Below are 13,956 nucleotides of genomic sequence, written 5' to 3'. Positions count from 1 at the left end.
ACGAAAGGCAAGCGACATGGCTCGACCGATTACTCTTCTTACCGCGCAATGGGCGGATCTTCCCTTCGAGGAGGTGGCTCGACTCGCTGGCGAGTGGGGTTACGACGGCCTCGAGATCGCGTGCTGGGGAGATCATCTTGATCCTTCGCGGTGGGATGATGACGAATACGTCCAGGGCAAGCTCGACACGCTCGCGCGAAACGGGCTTTCGGTGTACGCACTGGCCAACCACCTCCAGGGGCAAGCGGTCTGCGACGATCCGATTGATCAGCGCCACCGCGACATCCTGTCGGATGAAGTCTGGGGGGACGGCGACCCAGAAGGCGTTCGTCAGCGCGCAGCCGAGCAGATGAAGAACACCGCGAGGCTCGCCGCCAAGCTCGGAGCGAAGATTGTCACGGGTTTCACCGGATCGTCGATCTGGAAGTGCGTGGCGATGTTCCCACCCGCGTCTGATGCGATGATCGACGCCGGATACCAGGACTTCGCCGATCGGTGGAACCCCATTCTCGATGTGTTCGACGAGGTGGGAGTGCGATTCGCGCACGAGGTGCACCCGTCTGAAATCGCGTACGACTATTGGACGACTGTTCGCGCGCTCGAGGCGATCGGTCACCGGGAAGCATTCGGCCTCAACTGGGACCCCTCCCACATGGTTTGGCAGCAGATCGACCCCGTGGCCTTCCTCTGGGACTTCCGCGACAAGATCATCCACGTGCACTGCAAAGACACCAAGGTTCGCCTGAGCAACGGTCGCAACGGGCGACTTTCTTCGCACTTGCCGTGGGCCGACCCGAGGCGTGGGTGGGACTTCATCTCGACCGGGCACGGAGACGTGCCGTGGGAGGACTCCTTCCGCATGCTGAACGCGATCGGATACGAGGGCCCGCTTTCGGTTGAGTGGGAGGATGCTGGCATGGATCGACTGGTCGGAGCGCCAGAAGCACTCTCATTCATGCGCCGACTCTCGACGTACGTGCCTTCGGAAGCTGCTTTCGACGCAGCCTTCTCGCAAGCCTGACTTCGGTTCATCAGACAGTGCCCGAGCGTGATGCGGTGCATGAGGAGGGCAAAGTTCCCTCCGGCACCGCATCACGCACGATGGTCGACGAGATCCGGCGCCAGAACCTGCGGCAAGTGCTCCTTCTCGCGCACCGCTCTGGACCCCTCTCTCGCGCGGAGCTCACTCGTGCAACCGGTCTCAATCGCTCCACGATCGGCGGTCTGGTAGCAGAGCTTCAGGAGCGCGGACTGGTGCACGCGCACGCCGCCACACCGACCCGCAAAGTGGGACGTCCGAGCGCCGCGGTGTCTGCGTCGACACAGACCGTTGCGATCGCGGTCAACCCCGAAGTAGACACGATCGACGTGGCGCTCGTGTCGCTTGGCGGGCGCGTGGTGCATCGCGTGCGCTACGCAAACGACCACATCCCGACTCCTGCTGAGTTCGTGAACATCGTCGGCGCGATCATCGAGGGCATGCGGCCCGACCAGCTGGGATTGCGCTCGGTGGGCGTCGGCCTGGCAATTCCCGGCCTCGTGCGAGAAGCTGACGGGCGGGTGCTATTGGCACCACACCTCGACTGGCGCGACGTGCCCGTCGCCGCGATGCTCGAGGCGAAGATCGGTCTACCCGTGGTAGGGGCCAACGATGCAAACTGCGGCATCTTGGCTGAGGTGGCCTTCGGTGCGGCGAGCGGCACGGGCGTGATCGTCTACCTGAACGGCGGCGCGAGCGGCATCGGCAGCGGCATCGTCATCGACGGGCAGCTGATTCGCGGCAGTGGCGGGCACGCGGGAGAGTTCGGGCATACGCTCGTCAATTCGATGGGTTCGAGCTGCCACTGCGGTGCCGTGGGATGTCTCGAAACCGAAGTTCGACTGGACCGCCTTATCGCTGCCGCTGGCGCCAGACCCTCCACCGCAGCCGAGATGAACGCGCTCGTCTCTGACGCGTGGCACCATCCACAATCGGCGTGCGGGCGTGAGCTTCACCGCCAGCTTCCGTATCTCGCGACAGCGTTTCGCACCATCATCAATGCACTGAACCCGGTTCAACTGGTGCTCGGTGGATACCTGGCGGCGATTCTTCTTGCCGCGGGCGAGACGGCGCTGACCGACCGGATCGGTCCGTCATTGCCCGGGGCGCGCGAAGAGGTGAGTCTCGCGGCGACGCAACTTGGCGATGGGCTGTTGCTGATCGGTGCGGCGGAGTTGGTGTTCGCACCGCTCGTCGACGACCCCGCCAGTCAGCAGCGCGTGGACGGGGCGATTGCGTCGGACCTTGAGAGTCGGCCGGCTCTAAAGCTCTGAAGCTAGCGCGGCGGGGTCAGACAGCAAAGGTGCAAAGGCAGCTTCGGCAGCGCCGATGAGCAGACGATCCTCGCCGAGACCAGCAACTCTGAGCTCGAAATCGTCTCCGATCTCGTTCATCGCGTGGGAGCGCACCAACGTCGCCAGTCCCACGGTGTCGGTCGAAGCCAGCGTAGCCAGGAACCCGCCCAAGACGACCACTTGCGGGTCGAGCACGTTCACCGCGTTCGCCAGCGCGGTAGCCAGAATACGGCGTTGTCTTGCAATCTCATCGCCGGCCGCGTCGCCGATGGCGTGCGTGAGCACGTGTGCAAGCGTGGGTTCATCGGCGCTGCTGAGGCCGGCAACACTGAGCAGGCGGGCACGACTGACCTCGTCTTCGAGCACTCCGTTGGGTGCCCTTCGGTCGGCGTCGGCCAGAATGCCCGGTCGGTTCTGGCCGAACTCGCCCGCGTAGCCGCTCGCGCCGCGTACGGGCAGTCCGTGCACAACGATCCCACCACCGATACCACTCGCGCCGCCGTTGAGATATACGACGTGAGCCACGCCCTTGGCAGCGCCGAAGAGGTGTTCCGCGACGAGACCGAGGGTCGCGTCGTTGTCGATCACGGTCGGCAACTGTGTGAGCTCGCCGACGATATCGCGCAACGGCACGTCATGCCAGCCCAGGTGGGGCGCGTTTCTGACAAGTCCGTCATGGCTGCGAACGAGGCCTGGTACGGCGATGCCGATGCCGACGATTCGTGCGTCGGCGAGCGGCCCGGCCTTCCACAGCTCGATCTGCTCGTTGATCATGCGCGCGGTGGCTTCGGGTGTGGGTGCTCCTGCGACTTCGATACGCTCGCGAGCGATCACCACGCCGTTGAGCGCTACCGCACCAAAGGTCACAGCGTCGATCTCGGGGTTGACGGCGATCGCCATCCAGTTTCCGCGCGTACGCACGACGAGTGACGGACGACCCACGCGATGAGCACCCGTGGGTGCTTGCTCCTCCACCACGCCGCGGCGGCTCAGCTCGCCTACGAGGTCGGCGATGGTCGACCGATTGAGGCCGGTAGCTTCGGTCAACCGCGACCGCGAGGTCGGTCCCTCACGGTGCAGCAGTCGCACTAAATGCGCGAGATTCTGTCGGCGTACTTCCTCGCCGTTCAGCCCGATCTCGCTCATGATCTCACCATAGATGAACCGGCTGGGAGGATTTGTCGTTTGACTCGCGAATCTGGGGTTCGTACGATAGGTTGTATCGAACAACTTATTACGTTCAATGAGGAGCACCCATGAATCACCCCACTCGCGCCGACAGGTTCTCCTTCGGTCTATGGACGGTCGGCTACAACGGAACCGATCCCTTCGGCGGTCCCACGCGCCCAGCGCTTGATGTCGTGCACGCCGTCGAGAAACTGTCGGAGCTAGGTGCCTATGGTTTGACTTTCCACGACGACGACCTCTTCGCGTTCGGCTCAACCGACTCGGAGCGTCAAAAGCAGATCGATCGCCTCAAGGGAGCTCTCGCCGACACCGGCCTGGTTGTGCCGATGGTCACGACGAACCTGTTCTCGGCGCCGGTCTTCAAGGACGGTGGCTTCACTTCGAACGATCGCGACGTTCGCCGCTTCGCCCTGCGCAAGGTGCTTCGTCAGCTTGACCTCGGAGCCGAGCTGGGCGCCAAGACATTCGTGATGTGGGGAGGTCGTGAAGGCGCAGAGTACGACTCTGCGAAAGACGTCCGCCAGGCGCTGGAGCGCTACCGCGAAGCCGTCAACTTTCTCGGTGACTACGTCACCGAGAAGGGATACGACATTCGCTTCGCCATCGAGCCCAAGCCCAACGAGCCGCGCGGAGACATCCTGCTGCCGACCCTGGGACACGCGCTGGCTTTCATCGACTCGCTTGAGCGTCCCGAGCTCGTTGGCCTCAACCCCGAAGTCGGTCACGAACAGATGGCGGGACTCAACTTCGCGGCGGGCATCGCCCAGGCGCTCTATCACGGCAAGCTTTTCCACATCGATCTCAACGGTCAGCGCGGCATCAAGTATGACCAGGACCTCGTGTTCGGTCATGGTGACCTCTACAACGCGTTCGCCCTCGTGGATCTGCTTGAGCATGGCGGTCCTGACGGCGGACCGGCCTACGACGGACCGCGCCACTTCGACTACAAGCCCAGCCGCACCGAAGACGAGAAGGGTGTGTGGGAATCTGCAGCCGCGAACATGCGGATGTATCTTTTGCTCAAGGAACGGGCAGACGCCTTCCGCGCCGACCCCGAGGTGCAAGAAGCGCTGGAGGCAGCCAAGGTGTACGAGCTCTCTGTGCCGACTCTTGGCGAGGGTGAAACCTACGACGATTTCGTCGCGGATCGCTCCGCCTACGAAGACTTCAACGCAGACGAGTATGTCGGCGGCAAGGGCTTTGGCTTCGTGCGCCTGCAACAGCTCGCTGCAGAGCACCTGCTCGGCGCGCGCTAGCGGCACAACCAGGGCCTCGCACGCGCTACCGAAGTGAAAGAGAGAGCCATGGCGCTCGTATTGGGAGTAGATTCGTCGACCCAGTCCTGCAAGGTGCTTGTGACCGACACCGTGACGGGCGAGATCGTGCGCCACGGACGGGCTTCGCACCCTGACGGCACCGAGGTCGATCCATCAGCCTGGTGGGAGGCGCTCGGCTCGGCTGTCGCGGATGCGGGCGGTCTGGACGACATCGCCGCATGGTCGGTGGGCGGACAACAGCACGGCATGGTTGTTCTTGACCACGAGGGAAACGTCATCCGGCCTGCTCTGCTGTGGAATGACACGAGATCGGCAGACGCCGCTCGCGATCTGATCGCTGAATTTGGTGCCGACGCCCTGGCCCAACGCACCGGGTTGGTGCCGGTGGCGTCGTTCACCATCACGAAGCTGCGCTGGCTGCGTGATCATGAACCCGAGAACGCCGCCCGAGTGGCCGCCATCGCCTTGCCGCACGACTGGCTCACGTGGCGACTGCGAGGATACGGCCCGGCGGCGGAGTCAGAACTCGGCCCGGTGCTCGAAGAGCTTGTCACCGATCGCTCGGACGCCTCAGGAACCGGATATTGGAACCCGGTCACCGACGGATACGATCGCGAACTGTTGACGGCAGCGCTCGGACGCGACGCCGTGCTTCCTCGGGTGCTCGGCCCGAAAGAGTTCGTGGTGGATGCCGCGGGACGCCGGGTGGCTCCCGGCGCGGGAGACAACGCGGGCGCAGCGCTCGGTCTCGGCGCGGGCGTGGGCGACGTCATCGTATCGATCGGCACGAGCGGCACCGTCTTTGCGGTGAGCGAGCAACGCACGATCGATGCCACGGGCACCGTCGCGGGCTTCGCCGATTGCACCGGACACTTCTTGCCCCTCGTCGCAACGTTGAACGCGGCGCGCGTGCTGGATGCGATCGGTCGGCTGCTCGCCGTTGATCACGCTGAGCTCAGCCGGCTGGCTCTGCAGGCAGAGCCGGGCGCTGGCGGCTTGGCGCTCGTACCGTATTTCGAGGGGGAGCGGACTCCGAATCTTCCCGATGCGACAGCGCAGCTTTCTGGTATGACGCTGGCATCAACCACCCGCGAGAACCTCGCCCGCGCGGCCGTTGAGGGAATGCTCACGGGCCTGGCTGGCGGCTTGAATGCCCTGCGTGCACTCGGCGTGCCACTTGAACGCGCGCTTCTTGTCGGCGGAGGCGCACAGTCGGAGGCGGTACGGCAGATCGCACCGCTCGTGCTGGGCCTCGAAGTCGAGGTGCCCGATCCCGGCGAGTATGTCGCACTTGGTGCTGCGCGGCAGGCGGCCAACGTGTTGGCGTCCAGCTGAGACGCGCACCTTCTTGCGAGGCAGTTCGAGGCACAATAGGGCCATGTCATCCGACAGCGGCCTCGATGACGTCGCCGCAGAACTCTACGCGTTGCGGCCTGACCAGTTCACCGCTGAGCGAAACGCTCGCGCGCAGACGGCTCCGAGGGCGCTTGCGCGAGCAATCAAGGGGCTTCGCAAGCCCACGGTGGCCGCGTGGGCCGTCAATCTGCTCGTCGGAGCCGGCCAGCTCGATGAAGCGTTGGCACTCGCCACCGCCCTTCGAGAAGCTCAAGATGATCTGGATGCCGCCGAGCTTGCGCTGCTCGCTCCGCAGCGCCGTGCGCTGGTGGCTGCTCTGGCCCGCAGCGCGGTCAATCTGGCTCAGCAACAGGGAGTTTCGGTAAGCCCTGCTGCTCTTGCCGACATCGAGAAGACCATCAACGCCGCAGTTTTGGACGCCTCCGCCGCAGCTGCTGTGAGCACCGCGCGATTGGTCACGCCTCTTGAAGCAGGCGGCGCAGCACCCTCAGTCGATTCGGTGGGTGGTTCACTTCCCGGCACCGCGCCAGCAGCGTCGGCGGTCGTCGATGACCTCGCCGAGCGACGCGCGCGCAAAGCAGCAGAGAAAGCGGCACGAGATGCCGACCGGGTCGCGAACGAGGCCGCGCGAGCGCTCGGCCAGATTGGCGCGCGACGGGTTGAAGCGCGCCAGCGCGCCGATCATGTTCGCGAGCGAATCGACGACCTGCGTGCAGATATCGCGAAGCGGGAAGCAGAGGCCGGCCTGATCGCAAAGACGATCGAAGAGCTGGAGCACGAGTATGCGGCCGCCGCCGAAACCGCTCTCACCTCGAAGCGCATCGCAGACCGAGCCCGAGCGTCCCTCGACGATCTGTAGTCGACTCACAGCGCTCTCGTAAGCGCATTGCCTAGCGTTGCACCATGCCGATTCCCTCGACGCTGCCGCAGATTCCTCCTGAATCAGACGAGATCACCGTTTCGCCTGCTGCCCTGCGAAGCCTGCGCGACGACCTGCAGCGTTTTTTGCTCGAGTACCGTTTCGGGCTGCAGGAGATCGAGACGAAGATCAGCATTCTGCGCGACGAGTTTCAGCTGATGCATGACTACAACCCGATCGAACACGTCTCAAGCCGCGTGAAGTCTGCCGACAGCTTGGTCGAGAAGGTTGCCCGCAAGGGCATCGAAGCTGACTTCGACAGCATCCGTGATCATGTGCATGACGTGGCCGGGGTACGAATCACCTGCGCGTTCGTGGCTGACGTATACCGTCTGTTCGATCTGCTGACGGCGCAAGACGACATCCGATTGCTCTCGGTGAAGGACTACATCGCTGTGCCCAAGCCGAACGGATACAAGAGCCTGCACGCAATCGTCGAGGTGCCCGTTTTCTTGTCGACGGGGCGCATTGACGTGCCGGTCGAAGTGCAGTTTCGTACTATCGCGATGGACTTCTGGGCGAGTCTCGAGCACAAGATCTATTACAAATACGACAGCAACGTGCCCCAAGAACTTCTCGATAACCTGCGAGACGCTGCCACCACTGCCGCGGAACTCGACAACCGCATGGAGGGGCTCCATCATGAGATTCGAGGTGGTGGCATGCCGGCAGCGACCGAGGAGCCGCCGCCGATGACTTCTCCGCTTCGGATGTCGGCCCGCGCGACCCGCGTCTGAAAAACCGCTCGTACGCAAGCGCGCAGCGCACTCACCGGTACGCTGAACGGCGTGAATGACGTCGATACCTCGTTTGTGGTCGTAACCTTTCTTGCGGTCATGGCGCCCCTGATGGCACGAGGCCTGGGGCGGTGGGTGCGCATTCCATTGGTCGTTTTCGAACTGCTGCTCGGCATCCTGATGGGGCCGAGCCTGCTGGGCTGGATTCAGGAATCTGAGCTGATCTCGGCGCTGAGCAATTTCGGTCTCGCCATGCTCTTCTTCGTCGCGGGTACCGAAATACAGGCGGGAACTCTGCGTGGCAGAACGGGCCGAATGGCATGGCTGGGTTGGATTATGAGCCTTGCTGTGGGTTTCGGTCTTGGATGGGTTCTGATGCCCGGTGAGGGCGCGATGATCGTCGCGATCGCGCTGTCGACCACTGCGCTGGGCACACTACTGCCGATTCTGCGTGATGCTGGTGAGCTCAAGACGCCGTTTGGTATGGCGGCAAGCGCTCTCGGAACTGTCGGTGAGTTCGGCCCGCTGATCGCGATCTCCATTTTTCTCGGCGGCAGGGAGCCCGGGCTCTCGACCGTCGTTCTGCTCGGCTTCGCCATCATTGCGGCTCTCGCCGTGTGGTGGGCGATGAGGGTGCCGCAGGGCAGACTGCACGAGTTCGTGAGCTCGTCGCTGCACACATCCGGCCAGTTCGCAGTCAGGACGGTGCTGTTGATCCTCAGCGCCATGGTCGCACTGAGCATCGCACTAGACATCGACATGCTTCTCGGAGCCTTTACCGCGGGCGTGCTGTGGCGCCTCATCATGCGCGAAGCGAGTGAATCAGACCGCCATGCCGTGGAAAGCAAGATCGAGGGACTGGCCTTCGGCTTCCTGGTGCCCATCTTCTTCATCTACACAGGGGTCACGTTCGATCTGGAAGCGCTGATCGACGACCCCACACTCGCCCTGCTCGTGCCGGTCGCGCTGCTGGTGCTGTTTGCTATTCGCGGCCTGCCGTCGATGCTGGTGGCACCGAAGGGCGCCAAGTTCTCTGAGCGACTCTCGATCGCCCTGATGGGAGCGACAGGGTTGCCGATCATCGTCGCTGTCACGGCCATCGGCGTCGATGCCGAGATCTTGTCAAGCGGCGCAGCGTCGGTGCTCGTCGGCGCTGGCATGCTCTCTGTGCTGCTGTTCCCTCTTATCGCGATGACGATGCACGGCGACCGAGTGTCGCGCGACGCCGATGCCCCTGTTGAGAACGAAGCCTGAGAGCAGACGCGGTGAGTGCGACACCTGATGAGCTGCTCACCGGTGCACGCCGGGCTCTGATCGATGCTCCCAAGGAGGCTCTCGGCGAGATCGTCGTGCCGCGACGCATACTGGGTATCGCGCGCGCCCCCAAGGTCATCGCACGCGGAACCGCGTGGCACTTGGGGGTGCTGCTTCTGACCGACGATGCACTGCTGGCTACCGGCGAGATCGTGCGCTCACGCCACGACGCCCCCCGCGGCTACACAGCGGAGTCTCAGCGGCACCGCTCGGAGCTTGCTGCGGCCGCCTACCGCGGTGGATTCAGCGAGGGCACGCCGGTGCATCTCGGGTGGAGTGCGCTAGAACTCAACGCACCGACGGCTGAATCAGCATCCTCAATTCTCGCGCTGGTCGACGGCGTCATCAGCGTGCGATGGAATCCGCGCGGCGGGTGGATGCCACTGCACAGATACCTCGACGAAAGGGTCGATCTGCTGATCAACCCGCCGGGCGGAGCGACGTAGCGCGCGAATGCCACGCTCCACTCGGAGTGTCAAGCGGGTGGCATGCGGCCAGCGGCGTTTGTACGGTGTAGTCATGGAGAGTTCGGCGAAAGACCTTGTGCGGCAGATTTCCGTTATCAGCGCTGCTGTTTTCATGATCATCGCGGCCATGGTCGGGGTCGGCGTTTTCGGGGGCACCCCGGTGCAAGAGCTGCAAGACGGCGCGCTCGCCGCTGATGCGACGTATCTTGCTCCGGCGAGCTCCGCGTTCTCAATCTGGACGGCCGTGTACGTCGGTCTGTTCGCCTACACGGTGTGGCAGGCGCTGCCCTCGCAACGAGCGAATGAGCGCCAGCGAGTTCTCGGCTGGTGGATCGCTCTGACGATGGTGCTCAACGGAGTGTGGTTGGTGCTCGCCCAATTCACCACTCTTGTGCTCACCGTGATCGGAATCGTGGCGCTGCTGGCCGCGCTCGCGGTGACGTTTCGACGGGCGATTGTCTTGTCGCCTTCGACGGGTTGGGTGGATCGCATCCTGATCGATGGCGTCACCGGATTGCACCTGGGCTGGGTCACGCTCGCCACGGTCGCCAATGTCACCGCCTGGCTGACGGTGAACCTTCCGGCGAGTTGGGAAGACCACGCCGTGGTGTGGGGTATGACTGTTCTGGCCGTCGTCGCGGTGATCGGGGTGGCGATCTCATGGGCGGGCAAGCGCCTTGCACCGTCGCTCGCTCTGGCCTGGGGGCTTTCCTGGCTTGCGGTCGCCCGCATCACAGATCAGCCCGAAAGCCTCGCGATCGGCTACACCGCCGCGGTGGTTGCCGCAGTGATTCTCGTGGTGGGCATCGCGTTCACTGTTCGGGGTCTGCGAGAGCCGCGCTCGGTCCAAACTGCTTAGCGAAGGTTCGCAGCAAGCGCACCGGTTCGGTGATCGACGCTGACAGCACCCGTGCCGCGATTTCATCGAAGGCGCTGGCATCGAAGTAGCCATCATCGCGATATACGGCCATGCGTTCCGTGAATGCCTTTGACGTTGGCTCTGGGTGAAACTGTGTGGTGTACAGGCGTTCGCCGACGCGGTAGGCCTGTACAGGGCATGCGTCGTTCTGTGCCAACAGAACCGCCCCGCCTGGAGCCGCTGACGTGCCTTCTTTGTGCGCGGTGAGAGCGGTGAAGCGATTCGCCAGCCCGCCGAACACGGGGTCGGTTCGGCCTTCTGCGGTCAACTCGACAGAGACAGGTCCGGTGTCTTCAGGAAAAGCGCGAGTCACGTCGCCGCCCAACATGCGGGTGACGACACCTATGCCGTAGCAGGTGAACAAGGCGGCAGGGCCATCACCGGCGGCGGTATGAGCGGCGAGGTGCTCGAGGTCTTTCTCGAGCCGTAGCTGCACTTCGGTTTTCGTCGGCTCGGGATCAGCGACATTGAACGGGCTGCCACCGACGACAAAGCCGCTGTAGCGATCGAAGATGTCGTGCGAAAACGGAGTGCGCACCAGGTCATGCTGGTGAAGCTGCGAGGGAGCAAGTTGCATAGCGCTGCGAAAGGATTCGTATTCGGCGGCAGCGGCTCCCTGCTGCGGCCGGACACACACATACAGCAACGGCGCGGACGTCATGGGGGCCAGTCTAAAACGTCGAAGACCAATCCGTTTGCGCGTCATGTATCACGATGCCTCTTCCATGCTCATGCAAGGTGTGGACACAATGGGCGCTATGACACATCCCGACGTGCCCGTCGACGCCGCCGAGCCAGCGAGGTGGGAGCGTGCTGCGTCACTCTTTCTGCGGTGGCGCGGCGGTGACACGCGAGCGATGGACGAGCTGGTTCGGCTGATGACGCCGACCCTGTGGCACGTGGCGCGCGCATATGGGCTCGACTTCGCACTTGCTCAAGACGTCGTGCAGACAACGTGGATGACTCTGGTGCGCCGGCACGAATCGATCATGGATGCCCGCGCCGTCTCGGGATGGCTGACCATGTGCGCGCGTCGGGAGGCGTGGCGAGTCGGCAAACAGCACAGACAGGCCGACGCGACCGAGTCAGCCGCTCTTGAAACACAGCTTCCGGTTCACGAATCCGCCGAACACGATGCGGTAGCCGCAGACGAATCTCGCCGACTGTGGTCTGCCGTGACGATGCTCAACGAGCGCTGTCAGCGACTGTTGCGCGTGGTCGCCTTCGAAGAACGACCTGACTACGCACGAATCGCCGAAGACTTGGCTATGCCCGTGGGCTCGATTGGCCCCACGCGCCAACGCTGCCTCGGCAAACTCCGCGCCCTGCTTGAGGGTGCCGGATGGGAAGGAGCCCGTGATGGCCGCTGAAAGCTTCGGAGTGGATGCTGCACTCTTTGCGCGCTTGCGTGTGCTGTGGGCTGAGCACGACCCTATGCCGGCGGAGCTGATCGATCAGATGGTCGCCGCTGTTGCGTCGTCAGATCTGTCGCGTGAGTATGCGATGTTGACCCTGGTCGAAGGATCGCGCGCCGCCGTGCGCAGCGACACCGACACGGCGACGCTGCAGTTCAGCGATGGCGTCACCAGCGTGCTCGTGCACGTCAGCACGACCGAGAACGGTGGGCGCCGGGTTGACGGCTGGGTGGATGGCGCGGTGAAAACCATTCTGCTGGTGCAGAAAGACCGCCAGTGGGAGGCCGACCCGGGCGAGCAGGGTCGGTTTGCCTTCGGTGAAGTGCCGGCAGGGCTCTGTCATCTTCGCCTCGTCGTCGAGAGCGATCACAGCCACGATTACCGCACACCCCAGTTCGAGGTGTGACCCTACGGCAAGGAGAGCGCGATGGCACGACCGATCGACCAAGATGGCGAAGGCGACCACAAAGTGGAGCACGAGAGCGGAGCAAGCTGGCAGCGGCGAGAAGAGGCGATCAAACCCCTCGGAGTGGTGCTGAATCCGTCGGCTGACTCGGGCGACAAAGACGTGTTTCCCACGGTTTATGTTCCCGATCGCCTCTTGGTCGCTGCGGGTCGGGATCCCAAAGAAGTGGCCGAAGCACTCGGCGCGGTGATGAGTGACACCGGGGTGGAATTCGTGCCGCGGCTCGGTGTCGTGAGTTTTGCGCGGACCGCGCGCCGGCGTGCTGCGACGGACCAGCCCGCCGTAACCCGACTGGCGATTGTGGCGACCGGCAGCGCCGAAGCTCCCGATGCTTGGACGGTGCTGCGTGCCGCGGCGGCGGCGGGCGTAGACCTGAGCGGCGTGAGCCTTGACCACCTGCTTACCGTGGGCCCCATCGGCATGAACCCCTTCACGTCAACGAACCCGTTTACCTCGACGAACCCGTTCACGTCGACGAACCCGTTTACCTCGACGAATCCGTTCACGTCGACGAACCCGTTTACCTCGACGAATCCGGCCAGCACGGGGCTTGGCAGTTATTCGCTGCCCGGATACGGCGGGCGTCAGCCGGTCGCCTGGGTAGGGCAGCGCCCAGCACGTGCACGCTCGCGAAAAATCGCTCGCCCAACCGTCATGGTGCTCGACACCGGGTGCGGTGAGCACGACTGGTTCGAGGGCGGCGTCGTTGAGCGCCGGGTCGAGGTAGACGGCGTGGCCGTGGGAAAGACGGCTGCCGCCGATGACCCAGAGGTGAACGCCGACCTCGTCGGCCCCCTCGACGGTCAGATCGATCCGATCTCGGGCCACGGCACCTTCATTGCGGGAATCATCCTGCAGGCGTGCCCCGAAGCAACCATTCTCACCCCGCGCATCGCTGACAGTCTCGGACGCGTGATCGAGTCCGATCTCATTGACGCACTCGATCAAGTCGCCGAACTGGTACTGCGCGATGCCCAAGGCATCGCGGGAGGTCGCCGAATTGACGTGCTCAGCCTGTCGTTGGGGTATTACCACGAGACGCCCGACGACGTGCTGTTCAGCGATGGTCTGCGCGCGCTGCTGCTGGAGATCAACGCCGCGGGCTGTGCGGTGATCTGCAGCGCGGGCAATGACGCGACGGATCGTCCCATGTTCCCTGCGGCGTTTCCCGGCGAAACCGGGCTGGCGCCGCTCGTATCGGTCGGCGCATGCAACCCGAATAGGCGCACCGTTTCGCTGTTCAGCAACACCGCGAAGTGGGTCGACCTCTATGCGCGCGGCGCTGCGGTCATCTCGACATTCCCTGCTTTCAACGGCGGCGCGCAAGCGGTCACACGGCGAGACGCACACGGTCAGGAGCGGGAGTGCATCGATCCCGATGACTTCACGGGCGGGTTCGCCGTGTGGAGCGGCACTTCGTTCGCGGCACCGCTCGTGGCCGGAGCCTTGGCAGCTCGCCTCGACGCGATCGCGAGCACTTCGGGCTGGTCTGCGGATGCCACGGATCGCGCTGCGTTCGCCACGAAGACCATTGACGCGATAGCGGCGGAGAAGCCCTTGTAGA

The 13,956-nt window shown here is 64.0% G+C and carries 14 protein-coding genes; 12 read left to right on the top strand and 2 right to left on the bottom strand.

What is annotated here, in order from left to right:
* The first annotated feature begins 16 nt into the window (after positions 1-16).
* Positions 17-1,021: a sugar phosphate isomerase/epimerase family protein gene (locus tag SJY18_RS07405; RefSeq protein ID WP_337338935.1), complete on the top strand. Its 1,005-nt coding sequence runs from the start codon at positions 17-19 to the stop codon at positions 1,019-1,021.
* Between the two features lie 17 nt (positions 1,022-1,038).
* Entirely contained in the window at positions 1,039-2,313 is a 1,275-nt protein-coding gene (locus SJY18_RS07400) for an ROK family protein (RefSeq protein WP_396667088.1), read from the top strand.
* On the opposite strand, the gene SJY18_RS07395 is transcribed toward SJY18_RS07400, so the two are convergent.
* A complete protein-coding gene (locus tag SJY18_RS07395; RefSeq protein ID WP_396667087.1) occupies positions 2,302-3,480 on the bottom strand; it encodes an ROK family protein in 1,179 nt (392 codons plus the stop codon). The two genes, SJY18_RS07400 and SJY18_RS07395, sit on opposite strands and share 12 nt — an antisense overlap.
* Positions 3,481-3,590: 110 nt before the next feature.
* Between SJY18_RS07395 and xylA the strand changes: the two genes are divergently transcribed.
* From xylA to SJY18_RS07360, 7 genes are all read left to right on the top strand, one after another.
* Positions 3,591-4,778, top strand: coding sequence for a xylose isomerase (gene xylA, locus SJY18_RS07390; RefSeq protein WP_396667086.1), 1,188 nt, complete (start codon positions 3,591-3,593; stop codon positions 4,776-4,778).
* A 48-nt stretch (positions 4,779-4,826) separates the two neighbouring features.
* Positions 4,827-6,134 carry a xylulokinase gene (gene xylB / locus SJY18_RS07385; protein WP_396667085.1) on the top strand — a complete coding sequence of 436 codons (1,308 nt, stop codon included), beginning with the start codon at positions 4,827-4,829 and terminating at the stop codon, positions 6,132-6,134.
* A 43-nt stretch (positions 6,135-6,177) separates the two neighbouring features.
* Complete coding sequence (locus SJY18_RS07380; protein ID WP_396667084.1) at positions 6,178-7,014, top strand: transposase; 837 nt, start codon at positions 6,178-6,180, stop codon at positions 7,012-7,014.
* Between the two features lie 44 nt (positions 7,015-7,058).
* On the top strand, positions 7,059-7,811 hold the full coding sequence (locus tag SJY18_RS07375) for a GTP pyrophosphokinase family protein (protein WP_337338941.1): 753 nt from the start codon (positions 7,059-7,061) through the stop codon (positions 7,809-7,811).
* A 51-nt stretch (positions 7,812-7,862) separates the two neighbouring features.
* The gene (locus SJY18_RS07370; RefSeq protein WP_396667083.1) at positions 7,863-9,065 is read left to right on the top strand and encodes a cation:proton antiporter; all 1,203 of its coding nucleotides are present in this window, start codon (positions 7,863-7,865) and stop codon (positions 9,063-9,065) included.
* Between the two features lie 11 nt (positions 9,066-9,076).
* Positions 9,077-9,571, top strand: coding sequence for a glutaminase (locus SJY18_RS07365; protein ID WP_396667082.1), 495 nt, complete (start codon positions 9,077-9,079; stop codon positions 9,569-9,571).
* Positions 9,572-9,644: 73 nt separating this feature from the next.
* Positions 9,645-10,451: a TspO/MBR family protein gene (locus SJY18_RS07360; protein ID WP_396667081.1), complete on the top strand. Its 807-nt coding sequence runs from the start codon at positions 9,645-9,647 to the stop codon at positions 10,449-10,451.
* On the opposite strand, the gene SJY18_RS07355 is transcribed toward SJY18_RS07360, so the two are convergent.
* Positions 10,405-11,172 (bottom strand): GMP synthase, encoded by a 768-nt coding sequence (locus tag SJY18_RS07355; protein WP_337338945.1) that lies wholly within the window; start codon positions 11,170-11,172, stop codon positions 10,405-10,407. The two genes, SJY18_RS07360 and SJY18_RS07355, sit on opposite strands and share 47 nt — an antisense overlap.
* Before the next feature lie 97 nt (positions 11,173-11,269).
* On the opposite strand from SJY18_RS07355, the gene SJY18_RS07350 reads away from it, so the two are divergent.
* Genes SJY18_RS07350 through SJY18_RS07340 form a run of 3 tightly spaced genes read left to right on the top strand, consistent with a single transcriptional unit; the run spans position 11,270 to position 13,955 of the window.
* Positions 11,270-11,881, top strand: coding sequence for a sigma-70 family RNA polymerase sigma factor (locus SJY18_RS07350; RefSeq protein ID WP_337338946.1), 612 nt, complete (start codon positions 11,270-11,272; stop codon positions 11,879-11,881).
* Positions 11,871-12,332: a hypothetical protein gene (locus SJY18_RS07345; RefSeq protein WP_396667080.1), complete on the top strand. Its 462-nt coding sequence runs from the start codon at positions 11,871-11,873 to the stop codon at positions 12,330-12,332. The genes SJY18_RS07350 and SJY18_RS07345 overlap by 11 nt, the downstream gene beginning before the upstream one ends.
* A 21-nt stretch (positions 12,333-12,353) precedes the next feature.
* Positions 12,354-13,955: a S8/S53 family peptidase gene (locus SJY18_RS07340; protein WP_396667079.1), complete on the top strand. Its 1,602-nt coding sequence runs from the start codon at positions 12,354-12,356 to the stop codon at positions 13,953-13,955.
* The last annotated feature ends 1 nt before the right edge of the window (position 13,956 follow it).

Source organism: Microbacterium sp. R86528 (genome assembly GCF_044596335.1).
GTDB lineage: Bacteria > Actinomycetota > Actinomycetes > Actinomycetales > Microbacteriaceae > Microbacterium > Microbacterium marmarense.
Note: the sequence above shows the minus strand (reverse complement) of the source record. Positions and strands in the feature narration are given on the sequence as shown.